The organism is Limnobaculum xujianqingii, assembly GCF_013394855.1.
GTDB classification, from domain to species: domain Bacteria; phylum Pseudomonadota; class Gammaproteobacteria; order Enterobacterales; family Enterobacteriaceae; genus Limnobaculum; species Limnobaculum xujianqingii.
In genome coordinates, this window is sequence record NZ_JABMLK010000002.1 from 1,071,163 (window position 1) to 1,096,031 (window position 24,869).

Here is a 24,869-nt window from a genome sequence, read left to right on the forward strand (position 1 = left end):
TTATAAAGCGTTGCATTTATTTTTTTATTAATATGTATTTAGTTGTTTTTGAATCTTATTTTTTCTGTTTTTTCATTTTTTCTTATTAAATATCAGTCCTGTATTGGAATGTTTGTGATATTGACTTGAATGTGATGAATGACTGATTATGGCGGTATTCAAAGAGACATGGGGTGTGTGGTTTCGTTTTTTTGAATATGGTTTTTATTTTGGTTGCTTAGTTTTTATAAGTGTTTATTTAAATAATTAGTTATGGATTTTTGGGCGATATAAATCATCACTCTTTAATTCTGAATGTAATAATGGATTAGGACATTGATATGAAAGTTGAAATTAAAAAAGTATTACTGATTGCTGCACTGCTGACTGCAATTCCATCATCAGTTATGGCTGGAACTATTACTTTTAAAGGTAAAGTTATCGATGCTGGCTGTACAGTTGATGTTGATGGTAATACCGACGAGACGATTGATTTAGGTTCAACACCTAAAGGTGATTTGACTAGTGCTGGTGTGACTGGTGCACCAAAATCTTTCGTTATCAATTTAAAAGGTTGTCCGGTAGCTGGAACAGGTGTTCCAACAATGGCATACGTTAAATTTAGTGGTACCACCGATGGTAAAAACTCTTATTTTAAAAATAGCATAACAACAGGTGCTACTAACGTTGCCGTATTGCTGAAAGACGAAGCGGGTAACGAAATTGTCAACAACGATGGCAATGAGGCGATCGCTATTCCAACTACGGGTGGCGATATTGCGGTGAACTACACAGCACGTTTAGTTGCTACCGCTACCGGCGTTACATCAGGTGACGTTCAATCTGTGGTTACTTATACCGTTAGCTATAACTAATCACCCGTTGATACCTACAGTTTTGGGCCAGATTACCTCTGGTTCAAAACTGCTTCTAATCTGAAGTTCACTCAGTTTCTATAGATATAAAAGGATTTAATGATGAAATCATTATGGATGTCTGTATTTTTTTCTTTGCTTATGACTACTGTTTTTCCGGCAAGTGCCAGCGTAGTTATTGGTGGAACTCGCGTAGTTTTTGATGGCAGTAAGAAAGAAACCTCCGTGTCATTAGAGAACAAAGATAATGTCGCTAATTTGGTTCAGTCCTGGATTACTCCTGCGGATGCAGATACACCCAGCAAAGATGCCATTATCATTACGCCACCGCTATTTCGGTTAGATGCCGGTGATAAAAATGTATTGCGTATCGTTCGTTCAGGAATGCCAATGCCAGAAGATCGTGAGTCGATGTATTGGCTGAACGTGAAAGGTATTCCATCTACGGCAAAAGCTTCATCAAGCAATTCTCTACAAATTGCCGTTAATTCACGAGTCAAACTGATTTATCGCCCGGCAAACCTGCAAGATACTCTGCCTGAATCATTAACTCAGCAACTGGTATGGGGAAAGAGCGGTAACAATATCACCGTAAATAACCCAACGCCGTACTACATGAACTTTGCCCAAATTAAAGTTAATGGCAAAGAGATTCCCGAAGTGACTTATGTTGCGCCTTGCTCTCAGGCTGTTTTTTCATTACGCCAAAATGCAAGTAGTGGAAAAGTGACATGGCGAATTCTGAATGATTTCGGCATGGCCGGCGCGGAGCATTCAGCCAGTTTCTAATTTGCATTCTGTTTGTAATGCCGTGATGTGGCTTAAAGGATTAGTTCACCCACATCGTGCTCAGGGATTGATAGAAACAGTTAATGGTGTAAGCAAGATGGACATTTGTAAAAACTATCCACGCAAATCGATAATTGCGGTAAGTCTGCTGTCGGCGTTATGTATACCTTATGCCGAGTCACAGGATTACTTTAATCCTGCATTGCTTGAAATGACCAGTACTGCACCTCCTTCTGTCGATTTGTCTTCTTTTGAAGCAGGTACTCAGGCGCCGGGCACCTATCGTGTTGATGTTTTTATTAACAAGCAATTAGTCGATACCAAAGAGATTGAATTCAAGCAGGTTGAGACTGAATCGGGGAATAATCAGCTTCAGCCATGTCTGAGTGTGGCGCAGTTAAAAAGCTGGGGCGTTAAAACAGAAAATTATCCTGACCTTGGTGATATCAAGGCCCCGTGCGCTAAGCTGTCTGCTATTCCGCAAGCTATTGCTGAATTTAAATTTAACGATCAGCGCTTAAATTTGAGTATTCCGCAGATTGCCATTGTTTCGTTCGCCAGAGGTTATGTTCCACCGGAGCAGTGGGATGATGGTATTAATGCGCTGTTACTGAATTACAGTGTGTCGGCTTCTACTACGGTCATGCGCAATGGTTCTGGCGGTACGCAGAATAATCAATATGTTAACTTACGTCCGGGGGTGAACTTTGGTGCCTGGCGGTATCGTAACTACTCGACCTGGAATCATAGTGACGATGGGCAGAACAACTGGAATTCTGTATATAACTATGTTACTCGCGACATTAAATCATTAAAAAGCCAACTGATATTAGGTGATAGTGTTTCACCTTCTGATGTATTTGACAGCGTTGCCTTTCGCGGTGCTCAAGCCTCTTCCGACGATGATATGTTGCCGGATAGCCAAAAAGGTTTTGCGCCCGTCATTCGGGGCATTGCGCGTAGTAATGCAGAAGTTACCATCGAGCAAAATGGCTACACCATCTACAAAACTACCGTCCCACCGGGCGCATTTGAAATTAACGATATGTATCCTACCGGCGGTTCAGGTGATATGACGCTTATCATTAAAGAATCCGATGGTAGCGAACAAAGTTTAGTCATTCCTTATGCTTCTTTACCGGTATTACAACGTGAAGGGCGTCTTAAATATAGTCTGACCGGTGGACAAACCCGCTCTAATGATAGCAACAATCAAAAACTGAATTTTGGTCAGATGACGGCGATATATGGTATTCCCTGGGGCACAACAATTTATGGCGGTGCGCAGCAGGCTGATAACAGATATACCTCAGTTGCATTGGGGACTGGCATTAATTTGGGCGATATCGGCGCACTATCGATGGATGTCACTCAGGCCTGGTCAAAGTTATCAGTTGAAAACGACTCATCGTCATTCGAACAGCGAGATGGCCAATCTTTGCGGGTGCGTTACAGTAAGAATATTGCCAAAACGGGAACTAACTTCAACGTGGCTGGCTATCGCTACTCTACCAGCGGTTATTACACTTTGCAGGATACGTTGAGTAACTATCACGATAATTTTGATAATAATATTGGTCGCCGTCGTAACCGTACTGACGTCTCTTTATCACAAGATGTGGTGTTTGGCTCTGTATCACTGAGTTTGATTAATGAGGACTATTGGGATAAAAACCGCATGAGTTCGGTTAGTGTTGGTTATAACAATAGTTGGAAAAGCATTAGCTACGGTTTTAACTATACCTACAGCAAGAATTCAAGAGGTAGCAGCGATGATAACGATAATAATCAGAAAAACGTTGATCAACAGTTCTCTTTTAATGTCAGCATTCCATTAGATAAATGGTTAGCAGGCAGTAGTGCAACCTATAGCCTGAACAGTTCTAAAAACCGATCGACTACCCATAACGTTGGCCTCAACGGTACTGCACTGGAAGATAATAACCTTAACTGGAGTGTGCAAGAGGGCTACGTTAGTGACGATCAGGCTAATACCGGTAGTGCCAATGTTACCTATCAGGGAACCTATTCCAAACTTAACGCAGGTTATGGTTATGACGACTATGCCGATCGATTTAGCTATGGCATTCAGGGTGGGGTAGTGGTGCATGGTGATGGTGTAACGCTTTCTCAACCACTGAGCGATACCGTGGTGTTGGTTAAAGCGCCAGGGGCCAAAGACGTACCGGTTAATAACCAAACCGGGGTGAAAACAGATTCCCGTGGCTATGCCGTTGTGCCTTATGCCTCACCTTATCGTAAGAGTGATATCTCTCTAAATACCGAAGACATTAAAGATAACAATCTGGAGTTGGATGATACCAGTAAAAGCGTTGTGCCAACACGCGGAGCAGTAGTGCGTGCTGAGTATATGACTCAAACCGGATTCAGGGCCTTGATTACTCTTGAGTATGCGAATGGCGTTATTCCTTTTGGTGCCATTGTTAGCAATACCAATACTGGCAATACAAAGGAATCGAGTAAAAGCAGTATCGTTGGAGATGACGGTCAAGTCTTTGTGGCTGGTTTGCAGGAAGAAGGTCAGCTTCAGGTGAAGTGGGGGAAATCAGCTAATGAACAATGCACGGTAAATTACCGAATTTCTCCGCAAGAAACTACATCTGGCGTATTAATTTTGCGTGAAAAATGTCTTTAAAGGCAAGGAGCATAATCATGACAGGAATCGACAGCAAGAACGTTAAAGGCAGCCATTGGCGCCACAAATTATGGTCAAAAGGATATCTGTTTCTGGGGTTGATGGGCATGGTTTTTAATGCCGCAGCATACAACGATTCTGACTCGGTACCTTTTAACGTCACGGGTTCTATATATGCATCGTCATGTACCGTTACTTTCCCGGGTGATATAAATCTGGGTACTTACTATCGACAAAATATATCTATAGCAGGTGCGAATACATCGGATGTTCCGGTCACGGTTAACCTGACTGATTGCTCACCTTTTATCAGTAAAGCTACTGCAACCTTTAGCGGAACCTCTTATACCGAAGACTCTGGCTATGGAGCCATTCTGTATGCCAATAGTATCGCGGATGGTGCTCAGGATCTGGGATTACAGCTATTTAATAGCGACCCGGTGGTTCCTCTAGGCAACAATACTACATATGTCGTCAATATTGACCCCGTAACAAAATCGGTCTCATTAAATATGACCGCCCGTATGTATACCCCACATGGTGCTCCAACCGCGGGTGATTTTAGTGCTGCTGTCACCATCAACTTTACTTATCAGTAAGTTTTGTTATGGCTTGAGATGAAATGGAAGTCTTATGAAAAAATATTTATTTTTAGTTCTGGTTTTGTTTGGTTCAATCACTGAGGCTCAGGCGGTTTGTGAGCGCGCCTGGTTGACTGATATTGCAACGTCAAATCTGACCTTACCTAGACAAATTGTGGTAGAGAGCCGTAATTATCAGGGTGGAGAAGTAATTTATTCATCCGGATGGCCGGGTTCCAGACCTTCGAGTGCGCAGATTAACGGTTGTGGTAGCAACTATGTTGTTGGTTTTTATTATATGAACCCACCACAATCCAATGGAACGCCTATGGGTGATATGGTGTTTCCGACAGGCCTTGCCGGGCTTGGAGTGAAAATTTCCACCATGAACCAGGCCGGTCCCTATGATTATGTCAGAGCGATTGATAATAGCTTTCAGCCTGGGGATGGAAAACCTAAACATAAGTTAGATAACCCCAGCTATAATTTTCAATTGATCGCGACAGGTGGACCTATCAGCTCAGGAACGCTCTCGTTTGGTTCGCCGGTAGCAAGGGTTGATTTTCGCGATAGTCCTGGAAAAACCTTAGGAGAGGCATCAGTAGGTTCTCAATTAACAGTATCTACCAGTATGATTACCGTAAGAGCGATGGGATGTAACGTTACCGGTTCCCCGGTTAATTTACCGTTAGGCAATATTAAACTGTCTGATTTTGATTCTAATACTAAAGTCGGAACGGCTTCAGCGCCATTAACTTTGGATTGTGAGCAGGGAACCAACGTTACGTTATCCGTTGCTGCTCCTCAGGTTACTTCAGGGGACACCGCCAATAATACGATTATTGCCTTAACTAATGCTGGTTCTCCGGGAGTTGCCAGCAATGTTGGTGTACAACTTGGGATTCAGTCCAGCGTATATAATACCAACAATAATGGCCTGCCGTTGAATACACCCATTGCACTGGCGACCTCTAAGCGCACCAGTGATGGTAATGGTACGGTTAATATTTTTGGTGGAGCACCAGCCTCAATACCGATGACGATTACTGCGACTTACTATAAAACGGCAAGCCCGGTTGGTCCTGGTTTGGCAAATGCCACAGGAACATTGAATTTTACCTACAACTAATGTATAGCGGACGGGGCATAATAAAGATTATGCCCAATGAAAAGTTATTTGAATGGAATAATGGCGCTGGATAGCTGCTGTTTATCAGTAATTGTTCTGACGATGGCAAACAATTCAGATGCTTCATCATATTCTTTGCGCAAATATCCTAACCATTGCTTAGTTCTGGCAATGTTATACAAACCTGTATCAAATGGATTTTCAGTCTGAACGTATTTTTTTAGTAACTGCAAGACCTGTTCCCAGGGCATCTTATCTTGTTGCTGCTTAATCACTGCGCCTAAATTTGGGACGTTCAATGCACCCCTGCCCACCATCAGATCCTGACAACCGGTTATCTCCAGACAGCGTTGAGCGTCTTCAATACTCCAGATTTCACCGTTAGCAATGACCGGAATGGATAAGCGCTGGCGAATATCGCCAATAGCCTGCCAGTTGATTTTGTCTGCTTTATAGCCATCTTCTTTAGTACGCCCGTGAACCACCAGTTCGCTGGCACCACCTTGCTGTGCTGCATCAGCAATTTCAAAACGATGGTCGATAGATTCCCAGCCCAGACGAATCTTCACCGAGACGGTTTTATCGGAGGCAACCGCCTGACGCATAGCTCGAGTGACCTGATAGATAATTTCTGGTGTTTTTAGCAGGCTGGCACCACCATCACCGCCAACTACGCGCTTGGCAGGGCAGCCACAGTTAAGGTCAACACCATGAGATCCCAACTCAGTTACCCGAAAGGCATTTTCCGCCATCCATTGCGGGGAATTACCCAATAACTGAACGCGTACTGGTGTACCGGATTTGGTTCGGCCACCGTTACGCAACTCCGGACAAAAACGATAGAAAGCTTTGGCTGAAAGTAGGGTATTCACCACCCGGACAAATTCGGTGACGCAAAGGTCATAGTCATTAATCTCTGTGAGAAGCTCACGAACAAAGGCATCCAATACACCTTCCATTGGAGCTAACATTACACGCATGGGATCACCGAATAATAGATAAAAAGAAGCGGGTGCATTCTGTCACACCCACCTCAGAGATATCAATGCTGTCAGACTACTCTTGGTCTTTTTTCACTACCTCTTGTCCTTTTTCATTATAGGTAGCGCCGTTGTACTGGGTATAAGTCGCTTTGTCGCTATCCTGACGGTTGGTATAGCTGGATAATGAATCCGTAAAGGTGTGAATAATCTGATTATCGGCATTAATTAGAAGAGAGCTGCCGCCTTTTTCAACTTTGGCACTGCCACCCTGAAACATTTCTGCCGATCGATATATCAACGGAATAACCACCTTGCCTGACGTATTGATATAACCATATTCATTCTTGATTCCTTTCACTGCAGCCAGACCGTTAGAGAAAGGATAAATAGTTTCGAATTTGCTGACATCAAGACCTGCATTCTTTCCATTACGGTTAATATAATAACGTTTACCGTTGGCATCAGTTACCGGCATCAGCCCATCTTTACCAAAGCCGGAAAAGCTATCCAACTGATAATAATGACTGTCATTGAGTTTTTTTCCATTTACATCGTAAATATCATAATGTTGATACAGGTAATATTTATCATTTTCAATGGCATAGTATGGGGTATTACCTTTTAGCGGTTCAATAGTGCGAGTGGTGTATTGGGTAATGATATTGTTACCGTCAAAGGTAACCTGATCAAAAGTACCTTTTAGAATAAGTCGAAGGTCATGGCTATTATATATTTCGTAGTTACGATCAAACTTTTTATTATTGACGTTATAAGCACCGAAAAAATTCTCGGTTATATCAATACCATAATATTTAACGGGTAATATGATTTGATGAGTTTGTATATTCAACAGCCCGATAATACGATGGCGATCGTTTTCTTTAGTAATATCAATATATTTATCTTGCTTTGGTTCAGGTTTGTATTCGGTAAAAGCAAAAGGCTGAGGTTTAAGACGTTTCTCGTTTTTTTCCAATAGATGGACTGAGGCATCATTTACACTTTTATGTGCCTCTGCGGCGTAATAATAATCACCAACAGCGTGCTCAAGACGGCTATAGCCAGGAGCAATAATCCATTCACCCTGTTCGGATATCAATCCATATTTTTTCCCGGTTTTATCTTGAGCACTGATCATGCCATTAAAGTAACGTTGTAGACTTTGCGTTAGCTGAAAAGAATAGATTTCTCTTTTTGATTCCGGACGCATAAATAAGTTAATGGCCGAAACCTCCCCCTGGAACTGATAAGTAGCAATGAAACTTGGCGGATGGGTTTTATGTGCCTGTTCCTGAGAAGGGTAGTTATTGATAAAAAACTGCAGTAATGCCTCTTTATCCTTAATTTGATGGCTTTCTATTTGTTGCAGAGCCCGATCGGTAAAGGTGTGGAGCAGAGCGACATAATAATTATCATTGCTATAAGATGAAGACCCAAGCGGTTTTAATGCCAGACCACTACTATCCAATCCTTCAACATGCAGAATATTTTGATGAACGGATTCGGGTAGCTTAAGTTCTACTTCGTGGCCAGACATTTGCACCAGTTCTATTTGTTCCTGAATAGATTTATCACCATGATTAAAGTGCAATTGTTTTGGCAAAAGTGGCAACGTGTAGCTTGCGGTCATTGAAATACTGGCAATGCGTTTGGTGCCATTAAACGTTCCTTTAGCTTCAGTATCCGAATCATTTACTGCTACGGTAGTACCATCAGTAAAGGTGATACTGGTAATTTTTAGTTCGTTGTTGGGATAGTTGTAATCATCATATCTTTCAATTAATTGTGGAAGATAGTAGGAGCGGTAGTCGGTTATAATCGAGGATAAATCGCCAGTGATGGAGCGACTAAATGACAAATTATTTAAGTACTCATGGTATTTATTGTTTATTTCTATAGCAGATAACGGCATAAATTTATCAATATGCTCAATCTCCTGACTCGTTGATGAACTGGAGGAAATACGCATTGAACCAAAATCCTGATACTTTTTCAGACTATCGGACTGTTCACGCAGCATTTTCTTTATCTCAGGAAAGCTGTGTTTTTTAAATTCTTCGCGAAGTTCCGCTTCCATTTCAGGGGTTATTGCATGCTCTTGTGCCAGTAAATGAGTGCTACACAGTAAACTCAGTGAGAGTAAGGCATATTTCAACGGAGAGTGAAAAAGCATTTTTGACATAGGGAAAAAATCCTTTTAATACAAATTAAGCAGGCTGTTCTGAAATCAGTTATTCCTGATGGTGATTTTGCCATGATATCGATAATTCTTTATTAAAAATAAATTCAACCTGTGTGATTTATCGAGTAAGCAAAATTAAATATTAAACACAGCATTATTTATCCTAAACAAACCTGATAATTTTATTCGTAATCGTCCAATCTGGTACATACTGTTTATATTCTTTTTACTATTTTAGAATCCAACAGGAAAGCAGCCATGCTCAGACAAAATAAGGTCTTTAAGCCTTTGTGTAGCGTTTATCAACGATTAATGGGTGTTCTGGCTGTAACCCTGATATTACTTCCCTTAGGGTTGGTTCAGGCCGCGGAAGACAATGCCAGTGTTTCTTTTGCCGGTAATTATCGAATCGTCGATCCTGAAAGCGGTGAAGTATCACCACCAATATTACGCATTAGCCCATATCAGAAAGGTGAAGAAGAAAACCTGACAGAAAGCCAGCTGAAAAAACGTGCCTGGGTTGCCGAAGATATTGAGACGAAAGAAAAAGTATTTTTTGACCGAATGGATGAAAAGGATAGCGAAGTAGCTGCCGGGCTGAAAGCTCACGGTTGGGAATGTACTGTTTCTTCTCATTTATTGCTGTGTGGCGGTAAAGCGGGTGAAAAACCGTTTGATGGTGAAGATTTTATCAGTCAAACCGGTTGGTTATTAATTGTGTTGCATCAGGGGCCGGTAGAGTTAATTAAATGTGGTGCAGAAAGCTGCGACGAACCATCGGAACAACAAACACCAAATAATGATGACAACATTCTGTAATTGCGGCATCTGAAGGGTTTCTTAAATAACAACTATGAGAGGATATCAATAGAATCTATTTAATTTGAAATTAAGCATAAGGACTAAAGCATGAAAAAAAGAGGGCTACAGGATAAAGTAAAGCTTAATAATGGTGTACTTATGCTTCAACATGGATTTGGGGTATATAAAATCGATAATCAGGCAGATGCTGAAATTGCTATCAGTAAAGCGTTGGAAGTAGGGTATCGTTCATTTGATACCGCTCAGCTTTATCACAATGAAGGTATTTTGGGTAACTTGTTGCAGCAGAGCGGCATTACCCGAGATGAACTGTTTATCACCACCAAAATTGGTGATGAGAATCAAGGCTATGATGCAACACTGTCATCCTTTGAACAGTCAATGAAGGCACTTAAACTGGATACGCTGGATTTACTGCTAGTACACTGGCCCAGCCAACAACATTTTTTCGATACCTGGCGAGCTCTGGAACGGCTATATAAAGAGATGCGGGTACGTGCTATCGGCGTTTGTAACTTCAATGCCAGCCACCTCGATAGGTTAGCCAATATGGCAACCGTAGTGCCAGCTGTGAATCAAATTGAATGTCATCCTTATCTGACACAATACCCACTGAAGGATTATCTGAAACAGCATAAAATGATTGCTGAAGCCTGGAGTCCTTTAGGTAGGGGAATTGTTCTTGACGATCCGCTACTAAAAACCATTGCAAATTCTTATCATAAGAGCCCGGCTCAGGTAGTGCTCCGCTGGCACCTACAGCAGGATATGGTGATTATTCCTAAATCAGTTACTCCATCCCGTATTGCAGAAAACGTTGATATTTATGATTTTGCATTGTCAGAAGAACATATGACAATGATTGATGGGTTAAATCGTGATTATCGCACCGGACACGACCCGGACGATGTTTATCTGAAAATCTGATTGGCTTTAGACTTGAAGTGAAAGTCTTGAGGCGGATAGATATTATCCGCCTCAAAAATATTAGGCGCTGGTGCGACAAACCTGACAGTCAGGATCCCGCGGTAATTTCATTTCCCTGAACTGCATGGTCATTGCATCAAGCGTTAACAATTTCCCTGCCAAAGGCGTGCCAAATCCGGTCAGAACTTTGATCGCCTCAGTAGCCTGCATCGCCCCAATAATACCTACCACCGGCGACATAACGCCTGCTTCAACGCAGGTTAACGCTTCACTACCAAATAGCCGGCTGAGACAGCGATAACAAGGTTCATTTTGTTGATAGGTAAAAACGCTGATTTGACCTTCCATACGAATGGCCGCTCCGGAAACCATGGGTTTACGCAGCGCAAAGCAGTGTTGGTTTAAGCGATTGCGAATATCAACATTATCGGTACAGTCCAGTACGATATCCACTTGAGCTATCAATGCCTGAAGTTGGTTATCGTCAAGATTTTTATTGACCGTATGTAATGCCACATTCGGGTTGATATCAGCCAACGTCATTCTGGCCGATTCTACCTTTGCCATACCAATACGATCGTCACGATGTAAAATTTGACGCTGCAGATTAGACAGAGAGACCGTATCAAAATCCAGCAGGGTTAACGAACCAATACCCGCCGCACACAGATACTGGGAGGCAGGGCAACCCAATCCTCCTAAACCAACGATCAACGCGGAAGAGGCTTTTAGCTTCTCCTGACCATCAAAATCAAACCCTCTCAGGATAATTTGGCGGTTATAACGTAGCGTTTCGGCATCGCTTAATTCCGGCAGCATGTTTTAACTCTCCAGCAGAGGATTAAATGGCTCGACGGTTACCCATTCACCGGCAGCCACTGAGCCGCGTTCCTGTTCCAGTACGATAAAACAGTTCCCCTGACTGAATGAGCTAAACACATGAGAACCCTGATGGCCGGTAGTTTTTACTTCCAGCTCTCCCTGCGCATTACTGGATAAAATACCGCGTTGGAAGTCCATTCGGCCCGGCGTTTTTTTCAGGGAGCTTGTGGTCTTCACTTTTATCTGACGTGGTTTTTGCCACTGGCTGTAACCGCTAAGCTTCATTAATAATGGCTGAACTAATTGATAGAAGGTCAGGGCAGCGGAAACCGGATTTCCCGGCAAGCCACAAAACAGGGAATGGCTTAACTGGCCGAAAGCAAAAGGCTTACCCGGCTTAATCGCCAGTTTCCAGAAGCTGATTTTACCCATTTCATCCAGAATTTGTTTAGTGTAATCCGCCTCACCCACGGAAACCCCACCGCTGGTGATGACAACGTCTGCCTGCGCATCGGCTTTGGCAAAAGCTTCACGAATAGCGGCTTCATCATCACGAATAATACCCAGATCGATAACCTCACAATCCAGTTTTTCCAGCATTAAACGTACGGCAAAGCGGTTAGTATCATAAATCTGGCCTTCCTGTAGCGGTTGGCCGATGGCTTGCAACTCATCACCAGTAGAAAACAGCGCCACTTTAAGGCGACGATAGACGGTAACCTGATCCACGCCCAGAGACGCTAATAGCGGAAGCTGAGCCACACCCAGTTTTGAACCAGCAGGTAATACTTCGGCCCCGTGACGGATATCTTCACCGGCTAAACGGATGTTTTCACCGGGCTTTGGCATGGAAGTAAAACGCACACCGTTTTCCTGGACTTCAGCCAGCTCCTGCATGATCACTGCATCAGTACCTGCGGGAATGGGGGCACCAGTCATAATGCGAATACAGCTGCCCGCGGGCCATTCCCCATGAAACGGCTGACCGGCAAAAGCTTTACCTGCAACGGGCAGCACTGCAGACTCGGTAACTTCGCTACGGCGAACGGCATAGCCATCCATCGCGGAATTATCAAACGGCGGTACGTTCAACGGTGAGGTTATTGCTTGTGCGGTAATGCGGTCGGCAGCCTGAATTAAATCGATCTGCTCAGTTTGGCCAACCGGTTCAACCTGAGAAAGTAATTTATCTAAAGCCTGGCTCAGCGTAAGAAGTGAGGAAGAAGTAGAACAACAGTCCATCTGACGGCTCCGTTACAAACCGGTAAGGTTTGGGGTGAGGATATAGAAAATATCGGCTTATTATGCCCGAACAACCGACATCTAACAATTTATTGAGATGCCGGTTTCGTCAGGGAATATCCCTGAAGTCGGTGTGAGTAAACAGGAATTGCCCGAATTTCAGGCTAAAGTCCAGTTTAAAACATCCACTTATTTAACAATATTTCTACAGAGTGCTGGATAAACCTCGTCGGCTAAATTACAGTGTCTGGCTTAAGGTGTGATCCTTATCAAAGATATTGCCATAGATAGTTTGGAGAGAGACGATGTCATCCCTGAGTAAAGAAGCGATGTTAGTTCATGCAGCATTAGAAGCCAGAGGATTAGAGACCCCGTTACGTGGTCAACCTGTGGATGCCAATACGCGCAAACAGAAAATTGAAGAGCATATGACGTCGATTATGCAGTTGCTCAATCTGGATTTGTCCGATGACAGCCTGGCAGAAACGCCAAAGCGTATTGCAAAAATGTACGTGGATGAGATTTTCTCCGGTCTGGATTATGCAAACTTCCCTAAAATCACCTTAATTGAAAACAAAATGAAAGTGGATGAAATGGTGACCGTTCGGGATATCACCCTGACCAGCACTTGTGAACACCATTTTGTGACTATTGATGGTAAAGCGACAGTGGCTTACATCCCTAAAGATTATGTGATTGGCCTGTCAAAAATTAACCGTATCGTTCAGTTCTTCTCCCAGCGCCCTCAGGTGCAGGAGCGTTTAACTCAGCAAATTCTGCTGGCGTTACAAACTCTGCTGGGAACCACCAACGTTGCGGTATCTATTGATGCTATCCATTACTGCGTGAAATCCCGCGGTGTATGTGATGCAACCAGTTCCACCAGTACCACTTCAATCGGTGGCATCTTTAAAAGTAATCCAAGTACCCGTCAGGAGTTTCTCCGGGCAGTACGCCATTCCCCACATCATATCTGATTCTGCATTGTCCTATGCAGCACGATGAAAACCTGTCAGTACAGAATAACGGGAAGGCATTAACGCCTTCTCGTCGTTTTGAACAGTTAGATAGCGCTCGTGGGTTAGCGCTGTTAGGTATTCTGGTGATGAATATTGGTGGATTTGGCTTGCCTAAACCTGCCTATATGAACCCTGCCTATATCGGTATGCCATCTTTTAGCGATGGTTTAGTCTGGTCGTTACTCAGTACTTTTGTGCAGGGCACCTTTCTGGCGATGTTCGCTATGCTGTTTGGTGCAGGCTTGCAGTTATTGAGCAAACGCAGTGCCGGATGGAATGCTTCACGCTTGTTTTGGCTGGCATTGCTTGGTTTTTGCCACAGTGTTTATTTGTGGGATGGCGATATTCTGCTGACTTATGGTCTGGTAGGCCTTGGTAGCATGGTTATCATCCGCACCTCCTCCACAACCCGTAGCCTGATGTATACCGGCATTCTGCTATATATTATTGGATTAGCCATCATGCTATGGCTGGGGTCGCTACCGGGTAGTGGATTCAGTGAAGACTGGACACCCTCCGCCAAAACTTTGGCCTATGAAACTGCATGGAAACTAACCGGAGGTGAGCTGGCTCACGCTGAACGCCTGAAAATGACGTTAATGATTCAGTTTTCAGTGGTTCTTCAGTATGGCTGGGAACTGGCCGGATTGATGCTAATTGGCGCAGGCTTGCTGCATAGTGGTTGGTTATTGGGCAAGGCGTCACTAACCGATTATCGTCGTCAGGGATGGATTCTGTTCGTACTTTCGCTGGTAATACATATTCCCGCCATGTTAATGCAGTGGTGGGTAGAGTGGGATTTTATTATTGCCGGATATTATCTTCAGGTTCCTAAAGAATTTGCCGCTACGCTGCAGGGAATAGCCTATCTGGCATTATGGTATGGCTACGGGCAGTCAATTAGCTGGTCAACAGCCAACGCAGTTTTGTCGCAGGTAGGGCGCATGACGTTGAGTAACTATCTATTACAAACACTGATCTGTACTACGTTGTTTTATCACTATGGCTGGTTTAACCATTTTGATCGTTTACAGCTACTGGCAATAGTACCGGCTATCTGGTGTGTGAATATATTGTTCTCAATACTATGGCTGAAGTATTTTAAACAGGGGCCAGTGGAATGGTTATGGCGACGGCTGACCAGTATCGTGGCTGTGGAGTGATTAATTAAACAGAATGAATGTGTTATCAATAAATGAGATTATTCCAACCGAAGTGAACTAACTATTTACTATCTAATGTCCCGATGCTCTGGCATTTCGTAACGGCGGCACCGTATTCAAATCTTCCAGTTCAAATAGCTGTTCCGGTGATACCGCAGGATAGTCCTGCACGTCGCCTTCCAGACTATATGGAGTAGGAATTGGCACCATTGGACCAAGGAAACGTGGTTCACGTTTCAGAATGTAGAGATCGGTCAAAGCACCAAGTCGGGCCACCACTTCACGGGCGCGCACCATAAACATATTTTTAGGTGAAGGAACCGCATAGCATTGAGCTTTAATACCGCTATGCAAGGCGATAAACAAAGCGCGCTCGCAATGAAAACGTTGAGTGATGATAGTGAACTCATTGGCACCAAATACTTTGCGGGTACGAATAATTGAGTCCAGAGTCCGAAAACCCGCGTAGTCGAGCACGATATCCGATGCGGGAACACCAGCCTGTATAAAATCCTTACGCATAGTAATAGGCTCGTTATAGTTTAGCTGAGCATTATCACCACTGAGTAACAGGTAGCTGATTTTATTACTGTTATATAAATTAACCGCACCCTGAATACGGAATTTATAGTACTGATTGATCACGCCAGTACGCACATACTTGGAAGTACCCAACACTACGCCAACGTGGCTTGCGGGCAGTTCTTCAATATTTTCGTACACATAGGGGGCAGTTCGCCAACTAATCCAGCGATCGAGCAGCAGAGCGGTGCAGAGCATTAATGCCAGCAACACTAACAGGCTATATATCAATCGTTTCAATATCATAGTTGGTTCATAGCTGATAAATTTAAAATGAACGGCAGCCTCCAAGGCTACTTTACGGCAAGACCGAAAACAAGATGGCCTAAACTAAAAAATTGCTAAGCAATAAGTAAATTATTCGTAATGGGTGAGCAAAACAGTATTCTTTCAACACTGTTTCAGATTCTGATAGTTCATAATTTATACCTAAAAATAGCCAATCGGAGGGAGAGGCTGCCGTTGGGGTCGTAGCAGCTTTAGCTGCCGGAGCGCCCCTAGGCTGACTAGGCCCGACGCACACTATAGTCGAGTACTGATGGTTTACCGACCGCACTCGGAGTAGATATAAGTACATTGTATTTACGGTCGGAATATCCTCAGTAACTAATTTATTAAATCAGGCAACACCTCAATGAATAACGGCCCTAAATCAGAGCCGTTATCAAACAACAATAAAATCAGAACGAAGTTCGCTTATACCGGCGATACTGCGGATCCCAGAAGTTATTATCGATTTCTTGCTGCAAAGCTTCATCAGAAGTTACAACCGCAACGGATTCCAGCTGTGCCATTTTAGCCACTTTCAGTGCGATATAGCGGGAAACCTGCTGAATATCATCCACTTCAGGCAACAGAGCACCTTCGCCATGCTTAGCTAATGGTGAACAGTCTGCCAGTGCGCGGCTGGCGGCCATCAGCATACCGTCAGTAACCCGACTGGCTTTAGCGGCAAGCACACCAAGGCCAATTCCCGGGAAGATATAAGAGTTATTACACTGGGCAATTGGGAACACTTTCTCTTTATACATTACCGGAGCAAAAGGACTACCGGTAGCAACCAATGCTGCACCATCGGTCCAGTTGATAATATCTTCAGGACGACCTTCAACCCGCGAAGTCGGGTTAGACAACGGTAGAACAATCGGACGGGCACAGTGCTTGTGCATTTCACGAATGATCTCTTCAGTAAACAGACCTGCCTGACCCGATACGCCAATCATTACCGTTGGTTTTGCGTTACGTACAACTTCCAACAGTGAAATAGCTTCATTTTCGGTATGCCAGTGGTTGAGTAACTCATGCTTTTGCACCAGTTTAGACTGGAACTCAAGCAGATTTGGCATCTTATCGGTTAATAAGCCAAAGCGGTCAACCATAAACACTCGCTCTCTGGCTTCGCTTTCACTTAAGCCTTCGGCGATCATTTGGGCAATGATCTGTTCCGCGATACCACAACCAGCAGAGCCCGCACCCAGGAATACCACCGTCTGCTCTTTCATCTGACTACCGGCAGCACGGCTGGCGGCAATTAAACTACCCAGAGTAACGGCAGCGGTGCCCTGAATATCATCATTAAAACAACATAGCTCATTACGATAACGGTTAAGCAGTGGCGTAGCGGTCTGCTGTGCGAAGTCTTCAAATTGCAGCAGAACGTTTGGCCAGCGGCGTTTTACCGCACAAATAAAGGCGTCAACAAATTCGAAGTATTCGTCACCGGTAATACGTGGATGACGCCAGCCCATATACAGTGGATCGTTCAGACACTGTTGGTTGTTAGTTCCCACATCCAGAACGACAGGAAGGGTATAGGCCGGGCTGATACCGCCACAGGCACAGTAAAGGGAGAGCTTACCGATAGGAATCCCCATACCGCCGATGCCCTGATCCCCAAGGCCAAGGATACGTTCACCATCGGTTACCACAATAACTTTAACGTTTTGTTTAGTGGCATTCTGCAACATGTCATCAATATTGTCTTTATTCGGATAGGAGATGAACAGGCCACGGTGGCGACGATAAATATCAGAGAAGTGCTCACAAGCCTCGCCAACGGTTGGCGTGTAAATCACCGGCATCATTTCGCTCATGTGATTTTCGATCAGGCGATAGAACAGGGTTTCGTTAGTATCCTGAATATTACGCAAGTAGATATGCTTATCGATATCCGTTTTGAACCCTAAAAATTGCTTATAGGCGCGCTCAGCTTGTTCTTCGATGGTTTCAATTGCTTCAGGCAGCAGGCCGTGGAGGTTAAAGTTACTGCGTTCTTCCTCGGTGAAAGCGCTACCTTTATTCAGTAGTGGAGTTTCAAGCAGGGCAGGACCAGCATAGGGGATGTACAACGGACGTTTACTTTCGTGTTCCAGTTCCATGAAATTGGCTCTTTTAGATCAGGTAAAAGGATAGTCGGGCAACTGCGACCCGTAATCGTCCGCCGATTTTAGGAAACTCAACACAAATGTACAATCAATGTTACTAATATATAGATATTTTGTTGAATATTGAGATCCAAACGACATTAATCATGAGTTGGCGATTTCGGGTCTTAGGGCGCTAGTCTACCTGAAAAATTTCCTTTTGTTCGGCCTAAGCTGTGAAAAAATGTAAATAAAATAGGGAAATAGCAATTCCCGTTGTTTCTATTGTTTTTAGTAATTTAGGAAAATATTTAGCGGGAAAAGTTAATTATTTGAGGAAAGAAATTAGGGGTATGAAAAAACAATATAATTTCATCCATACCCCTAATGATGTTTATCAATCAGGCAAACAGTTTTACTAACACTGGAAAAACAAAAGGTGCGGCCAGAGAAGTAATAATACCGCAGATAACCAGGGCTAAAGAACTATAAGCGCCTTCCTGATAATCTTCTTCAGCGCAACGTGCTGTTCCGAGGGCGTGAGCAGTTGAGCCAATAGCCAATCCTCTGGCGGACGGTGTTTTTATCTTCAGCATATTGAGTATTGGGTGACCGAACACTGCCCCAAATATTCCTACAAACATAACGCAAATAGCACTGATGGCTGGAATACCGTGAATAGATTCAGCGGTTGCCATGGCAATTGGTGTGGTGACTGATTTAGGTAATACCGAAGCGGCAATTTCCGGGGAAGCACCAAGTAATAATGCAGCAGCGGTACCGGTAATCATAGCAACCAGACTACCAACCAGACAGATAGTAATAATTGATTTCCAGCGGGCCCGTATCTGATGCAATTGCTCATACAATGGGAAAGCTAAAGCCACCACGGCAGGCTGCAACAAATCGTTGAGTAGTGAACTGCCGGCAAAGTAGCTGTCGTAGCTGGTATGGGTCAGTAACAAAACAGGAATAATAATAAACAGCGAAATCAGCAGCGGATTAAGCAATGGCTGCTTTAACTTAATCGCAACCTGGCGGGCACCATAAAAGGCCACCAAAGTCAGAGGAATAGCCCACCACATTATGATGATTCCTTATCAGATTTCATTCGTCTGATGCCGTGCATATAGTGTGAAGAGTAGCCGACCACCAACATGGTGATTAAGCTGCTGATCAAACAGGAAATCACCAGCGGGCCAAACTGGCTGACTAGTTGAGGATAATACTTTATTACCCCTACACTAATCGGCACAAACAGCAGGGCCATATGGCGAATAAATAGATAACAACCCGGCTTTACCCAATTGGATGGCAATATCTGAGTGGAGAGCAGAGTAAAAAGCAACAGCATACCAATAATGCTACCCGGAATTTTCAGGGGGAGCAGGGTAGAGATAGCGTTGCCCGCTAGCAGACAAAGATAAATCAGAACAAAGGCTCGGAGGTATTGCCAGCAGAGTCTCAGGAACGACAGCATAAAAAGTCCCTCTGCATTAGAATTGGATTTATCATACAATTAAATTTTATTAATGTGCTATGGATCACACAATAAATGTAATGAAAGATCGTTTCAAATCATTTCTGTAAAGCATCAAATTGATCATTTCCGTTATCAGTATAAAACAAAAAATTAACCGGTAATTATTTACTGAATTAGTCTGTTTAATTAGTTGTTTATTAAAGGTTTTTTTAATTCCTTCTCCATGGGTGAAAAATATTTATTTTGCACTATTGGCAAGGGGATTGTTGTGGTGCAAAATGCACCCAATAGTGAATAACCGGCGTAAAATGACGTCGGTTATTTTTTTGCATCAGACCAGAGAAAAATGGTTATAAATCTTAAACATATTAGATTTATAGGGCTTATTCCGAGGTTAATAAATATTCACGTATACCGCTTAATTTTGGTAACTTATTGAATAAGGAATAAAAATGAAAAATTCCCTTCTCAAACCACCTCTCTGCGTCGGTGATCAATACCGCCGCAGCGACTATGGCGCACGGCAAATTCAACGCCTTACCAACCGATGTTATACCCCTTTAAATTTTAGCCGCTCGCTATGTTATTCCCCTGCGGCCTCTCTGCTTTGTGTGTTATCGAGTAAAAAAGTTGAGAGTATGGGGGAATACGGCTATGTCTATTAGTCTTTCTGCAACCTCTATACCTGTCGCTAACCGCGTTCAACTCAAACGTTCACTAAAACTGTGGCAAATCGTCGTTATCGGTTTGGCGTATCTGACGCCAATGACCGTATTCGACTCGTTTGTGATCGTTTCCGGTAAGACAGAAGGCCATGTCCCAAGCGCTTATATTCTGGCATTAGTCGCCGTGCTGTTTACTGCTATCAGCTATGGCAAATTGGTGCGTCAGTTTCCGGAAGCAGGCTCGGCATACACTTATTCGCAAAAGGCGATAAATCCTCATGTAGGCTTCATGGTGGGCTGGTTATCACTGATGGACTATATGTTCCTGCCCATGATTAACACATTACTGGCAAAAATATATTTGTCAGCACTGTTCCCTGAAGTTGCTTCATGGATATGGGTTGTCGGCTTTGTATTTGTTATGACGGTAATCAACCTGCGTAGCGTTAACTGGGTGGCAAACCTGAATATGGTTCTGGTGTTTTTCCAGATCGCTATTCTGGTGGCGTTTGTCTATCTGGTTTGGGAAGGATTGCATCTTGGTGATGCGGGAAGATCCCAGGTTGATATCACCAGACCGTTCTTCTCCAGCGAAGCACAAATGGTGCCGATTATTGCCGGGGCAACAGTACTTTGCTTCTCGTTTCTTGGCTTTGATGCAGTAAGCACGCTGTCAGAAGAGACACCAGACCCTAAACGTGTGATCCCTAAGGCCATCTTCCTGACGGCGCTGTACGGTGGCATTATTTTCGTTACGGTTTCTTTCTTTATTCAGCTCTATTTTCCGGATTTAACTGTGCTGAACGATCCGGATAATGCAACGCCAGAAATTGCACTGTACGTTGGCGGTAAGATGTTCCAGTTCATTTTGCTGTGTTGTACGGTAGTAGGGGCGCTGGCATCAGGTCTGGCTTCTCATGCCAGTATTGCCCGTCTGTTATATGTGATGGGGCGCGACAATGTGCTGCCGGAAAAAGTGTTTGGTTATGTGCATCCTAAATGGAAAACACCAGTAACCAACATTTTACTGGTTGGCGTAGTAGCTCTGGCCGCGCTGTTTCTCGATCTGGAAAGTGCCATTTCACTGATTAATTTTGGTGCACTGGTAGCTTTTAGCTTTGTGAATATTTCAGTTATCTGGTTCTTCTTTGTGCGCCAGAAACGCAATAAAAGCGCTAAGGATATTTTCAGCTTCCTGATCCTTCCGCTGATTGGCGCGATCATGATTGTTATTCTGTGGCTGAATCTGGAAGAAGATTCTCTGCGGCTGGGTCTGATTTGGGGCGGATTGGGTCTGTTGTATCTGGTTTATATTACCCGTGGATTCCGTCGTCCGGTACCGACGTTGGGAGCAAACCGGGGTGCTACACCTACATTATTGCCTGATAATGGTGATAATACGGTAACTGAAGTTAAATAATCCGCAGTGGTTATCTGAGAGGGCGTCGAAATGTATGGCGCCCTTTTTAGTTCCCATTTACCTGCATGACTATTCCAGATTAGGACGCCGATCGATATTGGTGAGAAAGTCGGCAATCTTTTCATCATTACGTTTAAATAATGAAACAATTTCCCGAACTGCTTTGCCTGTGTGCTCATGATGACTCCAGGCCAGAGAGAGTGGAGAGGGTTGGCGCTTATTTTCAACTTCCTTCGTTACTAGCTGACCGTTATCAATAAAACGCTGACACAAGTTTTTAGGTAGAAAACCGATACCCATCCCTTGTAAATGGCACTCCAGTTTAGTGTGTAAATCCGGAACTTTAATCTCTTTCTGACCGGGAAGTAGCCAGGCTACCCGTTTAGTGAGTTTGAGAGAAGTATCTTCAATATTGATTGCCGGATAGGCGCGCAACATGTTATCGGTAAGGATTCCATTTCTTTTGGCCAATGGATGACTGGGAGAGAGGACAAACACCCAACTCACATCGCCAAAGGGTAGCAGTCGAATGGTATTGGAAAGCGATTCTGAACCAGTAACGCCAATTGCGAGTTGAAAATCATCATGCAGCATGGCATCCCAGACTCCCATATAAACCTGACGTGAAAGTCGGAATTGAGTAAAAGGAAAACGCTGGTGTAGCCAACTAAGCAGTTTTGCTGCGGCGCTGGCGTTATACAGCAGGTTATTTACTACCAGATTAACCTGACGCTCAACACCATCATTGATTTGATTAAGCTCATCCGGCATACCATCTATCCAACTCAACCATTGATGGCAGCGCTCCAGCAGATGATTACCTGCCGGGGTCAGAGAAACGGTACGAGTAGTACGCAAAAATAGCTGGGTGCCCAGACTCTCTTCCAGCATCTTGATGCGATAGCTGATTGCAGCAGGAGTTTTATGCAGATTCTCTGCTGCTTTGGAGAAACTTTTGCTTTCAGCCACTTTAATAAACGTTCGTAATGTTTCCTGATCGAGCATAACAAAGATCCTTCTGGAAGTTTAACCTGAGCCAGCAAAGTGCAATGTGCATACCTAGCAGAGTATCCGCACCTGAAGTGTGACCATGCTGTAATACCTTATCTACAGCGTGTTTTGTCATGGGGGAAGAACGAGCTAAACAGTGTAATAAATGCGTTAGGGATGATGAGTAATGCCCGAGTGTAGCATGATGTAAATAACAAGCACTGACTTCAGTGGTTAATAAACTTAACGCTTTTATTGAACTATCAATTAGTAGCCGCTGTGGTAAATAGTTCGCTGATTCCGGGATACAGTGCAAAATAGCCATTGCTCCAATTAACATATCGTCACCACTGGGGGTTAGGCCGGGCCCCAGCCCAATGATAGATAGCCAGTGAGGTGATTGCCCCTGAAACCAGTTAGTCAGTTGTTGATGAATATCAGCGATCAAAGGAGAAGAAGTAGACACCGCTTTATTCAGGTTGCCCAATAATCCCGTAGAATGAGTTTTGCTAAGTAAGAGTATTGATAAGTTGTGCCAAACGGCAGGCGATAGAATCGGGAGGCGTAATCTTATATAGCGTTGGGGGAAAATGGTAAAGCCGTATGGAGTGCAGAGCCTGTCTCGCTGCATAGTGAGAGGATCGCCGACTTTCAATTGTTGATATAGTTGGTCAAAATCCTCCGTGCGTAATAGCCATCCCATAGGACTGAAGCCATGTCCATAACGATGCAGAGTTAATAGCTCACCTTTGGTGTTTTGCAAATTGATCGCCTGACTGAAGCGACTATGGCAGGTCAACTTATCGGGTTGTAATGGAGAAAAGGCACTGACTGCCAGAGTGAAACGAGGCATATTGATTTCTCCCATACCGGATGCCCTGAGACATCCGGTAAAGATAGTGTTACCGCAGCTATTCAACCTGAATGTTCATCGATTCTGCTAAGGCCTCCAGAGCAAGCTCAAAGCAGGGTAGCGGTGCGCGTACCGTTCCGGCGCCTACCTGACCAACGCCAGCTTCTTTATGAGCAATACCGGTATTGATTAATGGGGTAATTCCGGTTTCCACAACCCGACGAATATCCAAACCTACACAAGCTCCCTGAAAGTTCCACGATGGAATTTGCAGTAACGGATTATGTTGTAAGTATATTTCGCTCATTTCTTCCGAAGTTTCCTGAGCTGCCTCCATTCCGCCAGCACCAACAAACCGGGTAACGCCAGGCGCGGCAATCATCGCTGCACCGCCCACACCAAAGGTTTCGGTAATGGCGCTGTCACCGATATCAGGGTTAGCATCATGTTGACTAAAACCGGTAAAGAACAGTCCCTGAGGTGTATTGACCGGAGCTGTAAACCAGCGGTCACCTAATCCACTAACCCGAATGCCAAAATCACGACCGTTACGAGTCATGGCGGTAACGATGGAGCCTGCTTTGATATCAGCAGCGGCATCCATCACTGCTTTACAGTAAGCCATTGCCAGATTGAGAAAGAATTGATCGGTTACGCTAAGGAATTGCAACACTTCACTCAAACGTGTTTTATCACCTTCCTGGCAGGCGATAGAAGGCGCCAGAATTCTCATCAGCAATGCCGATGCGGCAATATTGCGTTGGTGAAATTCGTCTCCCATGGTGATGGCCTGCGCCATCAGTGAATTGAGATCGACACCATCCTCCATTTCACTCAATGCTTGTTGTAGTACCGGAGCCAGAGTATCGCGCATCCAGCGTAAGCGCCGTTGTACATCATCACCATAGGCACCAAAACGCATCACTTTACCAATACCCTCATTCAGATTGCAGTAAGCGGTATTGCCATGAATTCTGTTTTTTACTTCAACAACCGGCATATTGGCTGAAGTGATCCCTCCCATTGGCCCTACGGCATTGACATGGTGGCAAGGGATAAATTTAATTTCTCCCTTCTCCAGCAGGTTTAGCGCCTGTTGTTCATTCTCTGCCCAGCCTTCAAACAGGCTGGCTCCAATACAAGCCCCACGCATTGGCCCGGTCATATCTTGCCATTGAATGGGAGGTCCGGCGTGCAGCAGTACTTTTCCCTGAGTCAGCTCAGGAATAACCTCGCGAGCAGGGCGTACACCAACCCAGTATGGGCGGGCTTCTTTAATACGTTCAATAATGGCGGCATTGGCCTCAGAAATAGATGCATACATAATTCGGTACCTTCTTATTA

The 24,869-nt window shown here is 44.0% G+C and carries 21 protein-coding genes; 10 read left to right on the forward strand and 11 right to left on the reverse strand.

Annotated elements, in window-relative coordinates; translation table 11 throughout:
- Nucleotides 1-320 precede the first annotated feature (320 nt).
- The 5 genes from GOL65_RS18900 to GOL65_RS18920 all read left to right on the forward strand — a co-directional run bounded on the left by GOL65_RS18900 (nt 321) and on the right by GOL65_RS18920 (nt 6,009).
- Nucleotides 321-854 (forward strand): fimbrial protein, encoded by a 534-nt coding sequence (locus GOL65_RS18900; protein WP_140917970.1) that lies wholly within the window; start codon nt 321-323, stop codon nt 852-854.
- 102 nt (nt 855-956) lie between these two features.
- Complete coding sequence (locus GOL65_RS18905) at nt 957-1,643, forward strand: fimbrial assembly chaperone (protein WP_140918409.1); 687 nt, start codon at nt 957-959, stop codon at nt 1,641-1,643.
- The gene (locus GOL65_RS18910) at nt 1,600-4,299 is read left to right on the forward strand and encodes a fimbria/pilus outer membrane usher protein (RefSeq protein ID WP_228723156.1); all 2,700 of its coding nucleotides are present in this window, start codon (nt 1,600-1,602) and stop codon (nt 4,297-4,299) included. The genes GOL65_RS18905 and GOL65_RS18910 overlap by 44 nt, the downstream gene beginning before the upstream one ends.
- A 17-nt stretch (nt 4,300-4,316) precedes the next feature.
- Entirely contained in the window at nt 4,317-4,898 is a 582-nt protein-coding gene (locus tag GOL65_RS18915; protein ID WP_179038497.1) for a fimbrial protein, read from the forward strand.
- Nucleotides 4,899-4,932: 34 nt separating this feature from the next.
- Nucleotides 4,933-6,009: a type 1 fimbrial protein gene (locus GOL65_RS18920; RefSeq protein ID WP_140917968.1), complete on the forward strand. Its 1,077-nt coding sequence runs from the start codon at nt 4,933-4,935 to the stop codon at nt 6,007-6,009.
- A 44-nt stretch (nt 6,010-6,053) separates the two neighbouring features.
- On the opposite strand, the gene dusC is transcribed toward GOL65_RS18920, so the two are convergent.
- Together dusC and GOL65_RS18930 are read right to left on the reverse strand one after the other, a co-directional pair.
- Nucleotides 6,054-6,989 (reverse strand): tRNA dihydrouridine(16) synthase DusC, encoded by a 936-nt coding sequence (gene dusC, locus GOL65_RS18925; RefSeq protein ID WP_140917967.1) that lies wholly within the window; start codon nt 6,987-6,989, stop codon nt 6,054-6,056.
- Nucleotides 6,990-7,065: 76 nt separating this feature from the next.
- Complete coding sequence (locus GOL65_RS18930; protein ID WP_140917966.1) at nt 7,066-9,174, reverse strand: WG repeat-containing protein; 2,109 nt, start codon at nt 9,172-9,174, stop codon at nt 7,066-7,068.
- A gap of 258 nt (nt 9,175-9,432) precedes the next feature.
- Between GOL65_RS18930 and GOL65_RS18935 the strand changes: the two genes are divergently transcribed.
- Both GOL65_RS18935 and GOL65_RS18940 read left to right on the forward strand, forming a co-directional pair.
- Complete coding sequence (locus tag GOL65_RS18935; RefSeq protein ID WP_140917965.1) at nt 9,433-9,993, forward strand: hypothetical protein; 561 nt, start codon at nt 9,433-9,435, stop codon at nt 9,991-9,993.
- Between the two features lie 90 nt (nt 9,994-10,083).
- Entirely contained in the window at nt 10,084-10,923 is an 840-nt protein-coding gene (locus GOL65_RS18940) for an aldo/keto reductase (RefSeq protein WP_140917964.1), read from the forward strand.
- 60 nt (nt 10,924-10,983) lie between these two features.
- Here GOL65_RS18940 and moeB read toward each other — a convergent pair whose 3' ends face one another.
- Nucleotides 10,984-11,742: a molybdopterin-synthase adenylyltransferase MoeB gene (moeB, locus tag GOL65_RS18945; protein ID WP_140917963.1), complete on the reverse strand. Its 759-nt coding sequence runs from the start codon at nt 11,740-11,742 to the stop codon at nt 10,984-10,986.
- Nucleotides 11,743-11,745: 3 nt separating this feature from the next.
- Nucleotides 11,746-12,987, reverse strand: a complete 1,242-nt coding sequence (moeA, locus tag GOL65_RS18950) for a molybdopterin molybdotransferase MoeA (RefSeq protein ID WP_140917962.1) — start codon at nt 12,985-12,987, stop codon at nt 11,746-11,748.
- A gap of 305 nt (nt 12,988-13,292) precedes the next feature.
- Between moeA and folE the strand changes: the two genes are divergently transcribed.
- Nucleotides 13,293-13,964: a GTP cyclohydrolase I FolE gene (folE, locus tag GOL65_RS18955; protein ID WP_140917961.1), complete on the forward strand. Its 672-nt coding sequence runs from the start codon at nt 13,293-13,295 to the stop codon at nt 13,962-13,964.
- 14 nt (nt 13,965-13,978) lie between these two features.
- Nucleotides 13,979-15,169, forward strand: coding sequence for a DUF418 domain-containing protein YeiB (gene yeiB, locus GOL65_RS18960; RefSeq protein ID WP_140917960.1), 1,191 nt, complete (start codon nt 13,979-13,981; stop codon nt 15,167-15,169).
- Between the two features lie 72 nt (nt 15,170-15,241).
- On the opposite strand, the gene sanA is transcribed toward yeiB, so the two are convergent.
- From sanA to GOL65_RS18980, 4 genes are all read right to left on the reverse strand, one after another.
- Complete coding sequence (gene sanA, locus GOL65_RS18965; protein WP_140918407.1) at nt 15,242-15,994, reverse strand: outer membrane permeability protein SanA; 753 nt, start codon at nt 15,992-15,994, stop codon at nt 15,242-15,244.
- Nucleotides 15,995-16,431: 437 nt separating this feature from the next.
- Nucleotides 16,432-18,129 carry an NAD-dependent malic enzyme gene (locus GOL65_RS18970; protein ID WP_140917959.1) on the reverse strand — a complete coding sequence of 566 codons (1,698 nt, stop codon included), beginning with the start codon at nt 18,127-18,129 and terminating at the stop codon, nt 16,432-16,434.
- 386 nt (nt 18,130-18,515) lie between these two features.
- Entirely contained in the window at nt 18,516-19,199 is a 684-nt protein-coding gene (locus tag GOL65_RS18975) for a CidB/LrgB family autolysis modulator (protein WP_407657514.1), read from the reverse strand.
- Nucleotides 19,199-19,594 carry a CidA/LrgA family protein gene (locus GOL65_RS18980; protein WP_140917957.1) on the reverse strand — a complete coding sequence of 132 codons (396 nt, stop codon included), beginning with the start codon at nt 19,592-19,594 and terminating at the stop codon, nt 19,199-19,201. The genes GOL65_RS18975 and GOL65_RS18980 overlap by 1 nt, the downstream gene beginning before the upstream one ends.
- A gap of 657 nt (nt 19,595-20,251) precedes the next feature.
- Here GOL65_RS18980 and GOL65_RS18985 point away from each other — a divergent pair.
- Nucleotides 20,252-21,682, forward strand: a complete 1,431-nt coding sequence (locus GOL65_RS18985; protein WP_140917956.1) for an APC family permease — start codon at nt 20,252-20,254, stop codon at nt 21,680-21,682.
- Between the two features lie 69 nt (nt 21,683-21,751).
- Here GOL65_RS18985 and allS read toward each other — a convergent pair whose 3' ends face one another.
- Genes allS through GOL65_RS19000 form a run of 3 tightly spaced genes read right to left on the reverse strand, consistent with a single transcriptional unit; the run spans nt 21,752 to nt 24,849 of the window.
- On the reverse strand, nt 21,752-22,687 hold the full coding sequence (gene allS / locus GOL65_RS18990) for an HTH-type transcriptional activator AllS (protein WP_140917955.1): 936 nt from the start codon (nt 22,685-22,687) through the stop codon (nt 21,752-21,754).
- Nucleotides 22,653-23,525 carry a DUF2877 domain-containing protein gene (locus tag GOL65_RS18995; RefSeq protein WP_218652057.1) on the reverse strand — a complete coding sequence of 291 codons (873 nt, stop codon included), beginning with the start codon at nt 23,523-23,525 and terminating at the stop codon, nt 22,653-22,655. The genes allS and GOL65_RS18995 overlap by 35 nt, the downstream gene beginning before the upstream one ends.
- Before the next feature lie 58 nt (nt 23,526-23,583).
- On the reverse strand, nt 23,584-24,849 hold the full coding sequence (locus GOL65_RS19000; RefSeq protein WP_140917953.1) for a YlbE family protein: 1,266 nt from the start codon (nt 24,847-24,849) through the stop codon (nt 23,584-23,586).
- Nucleotides 24,850-24,869 lie beyond the last annotated feature (20 nt).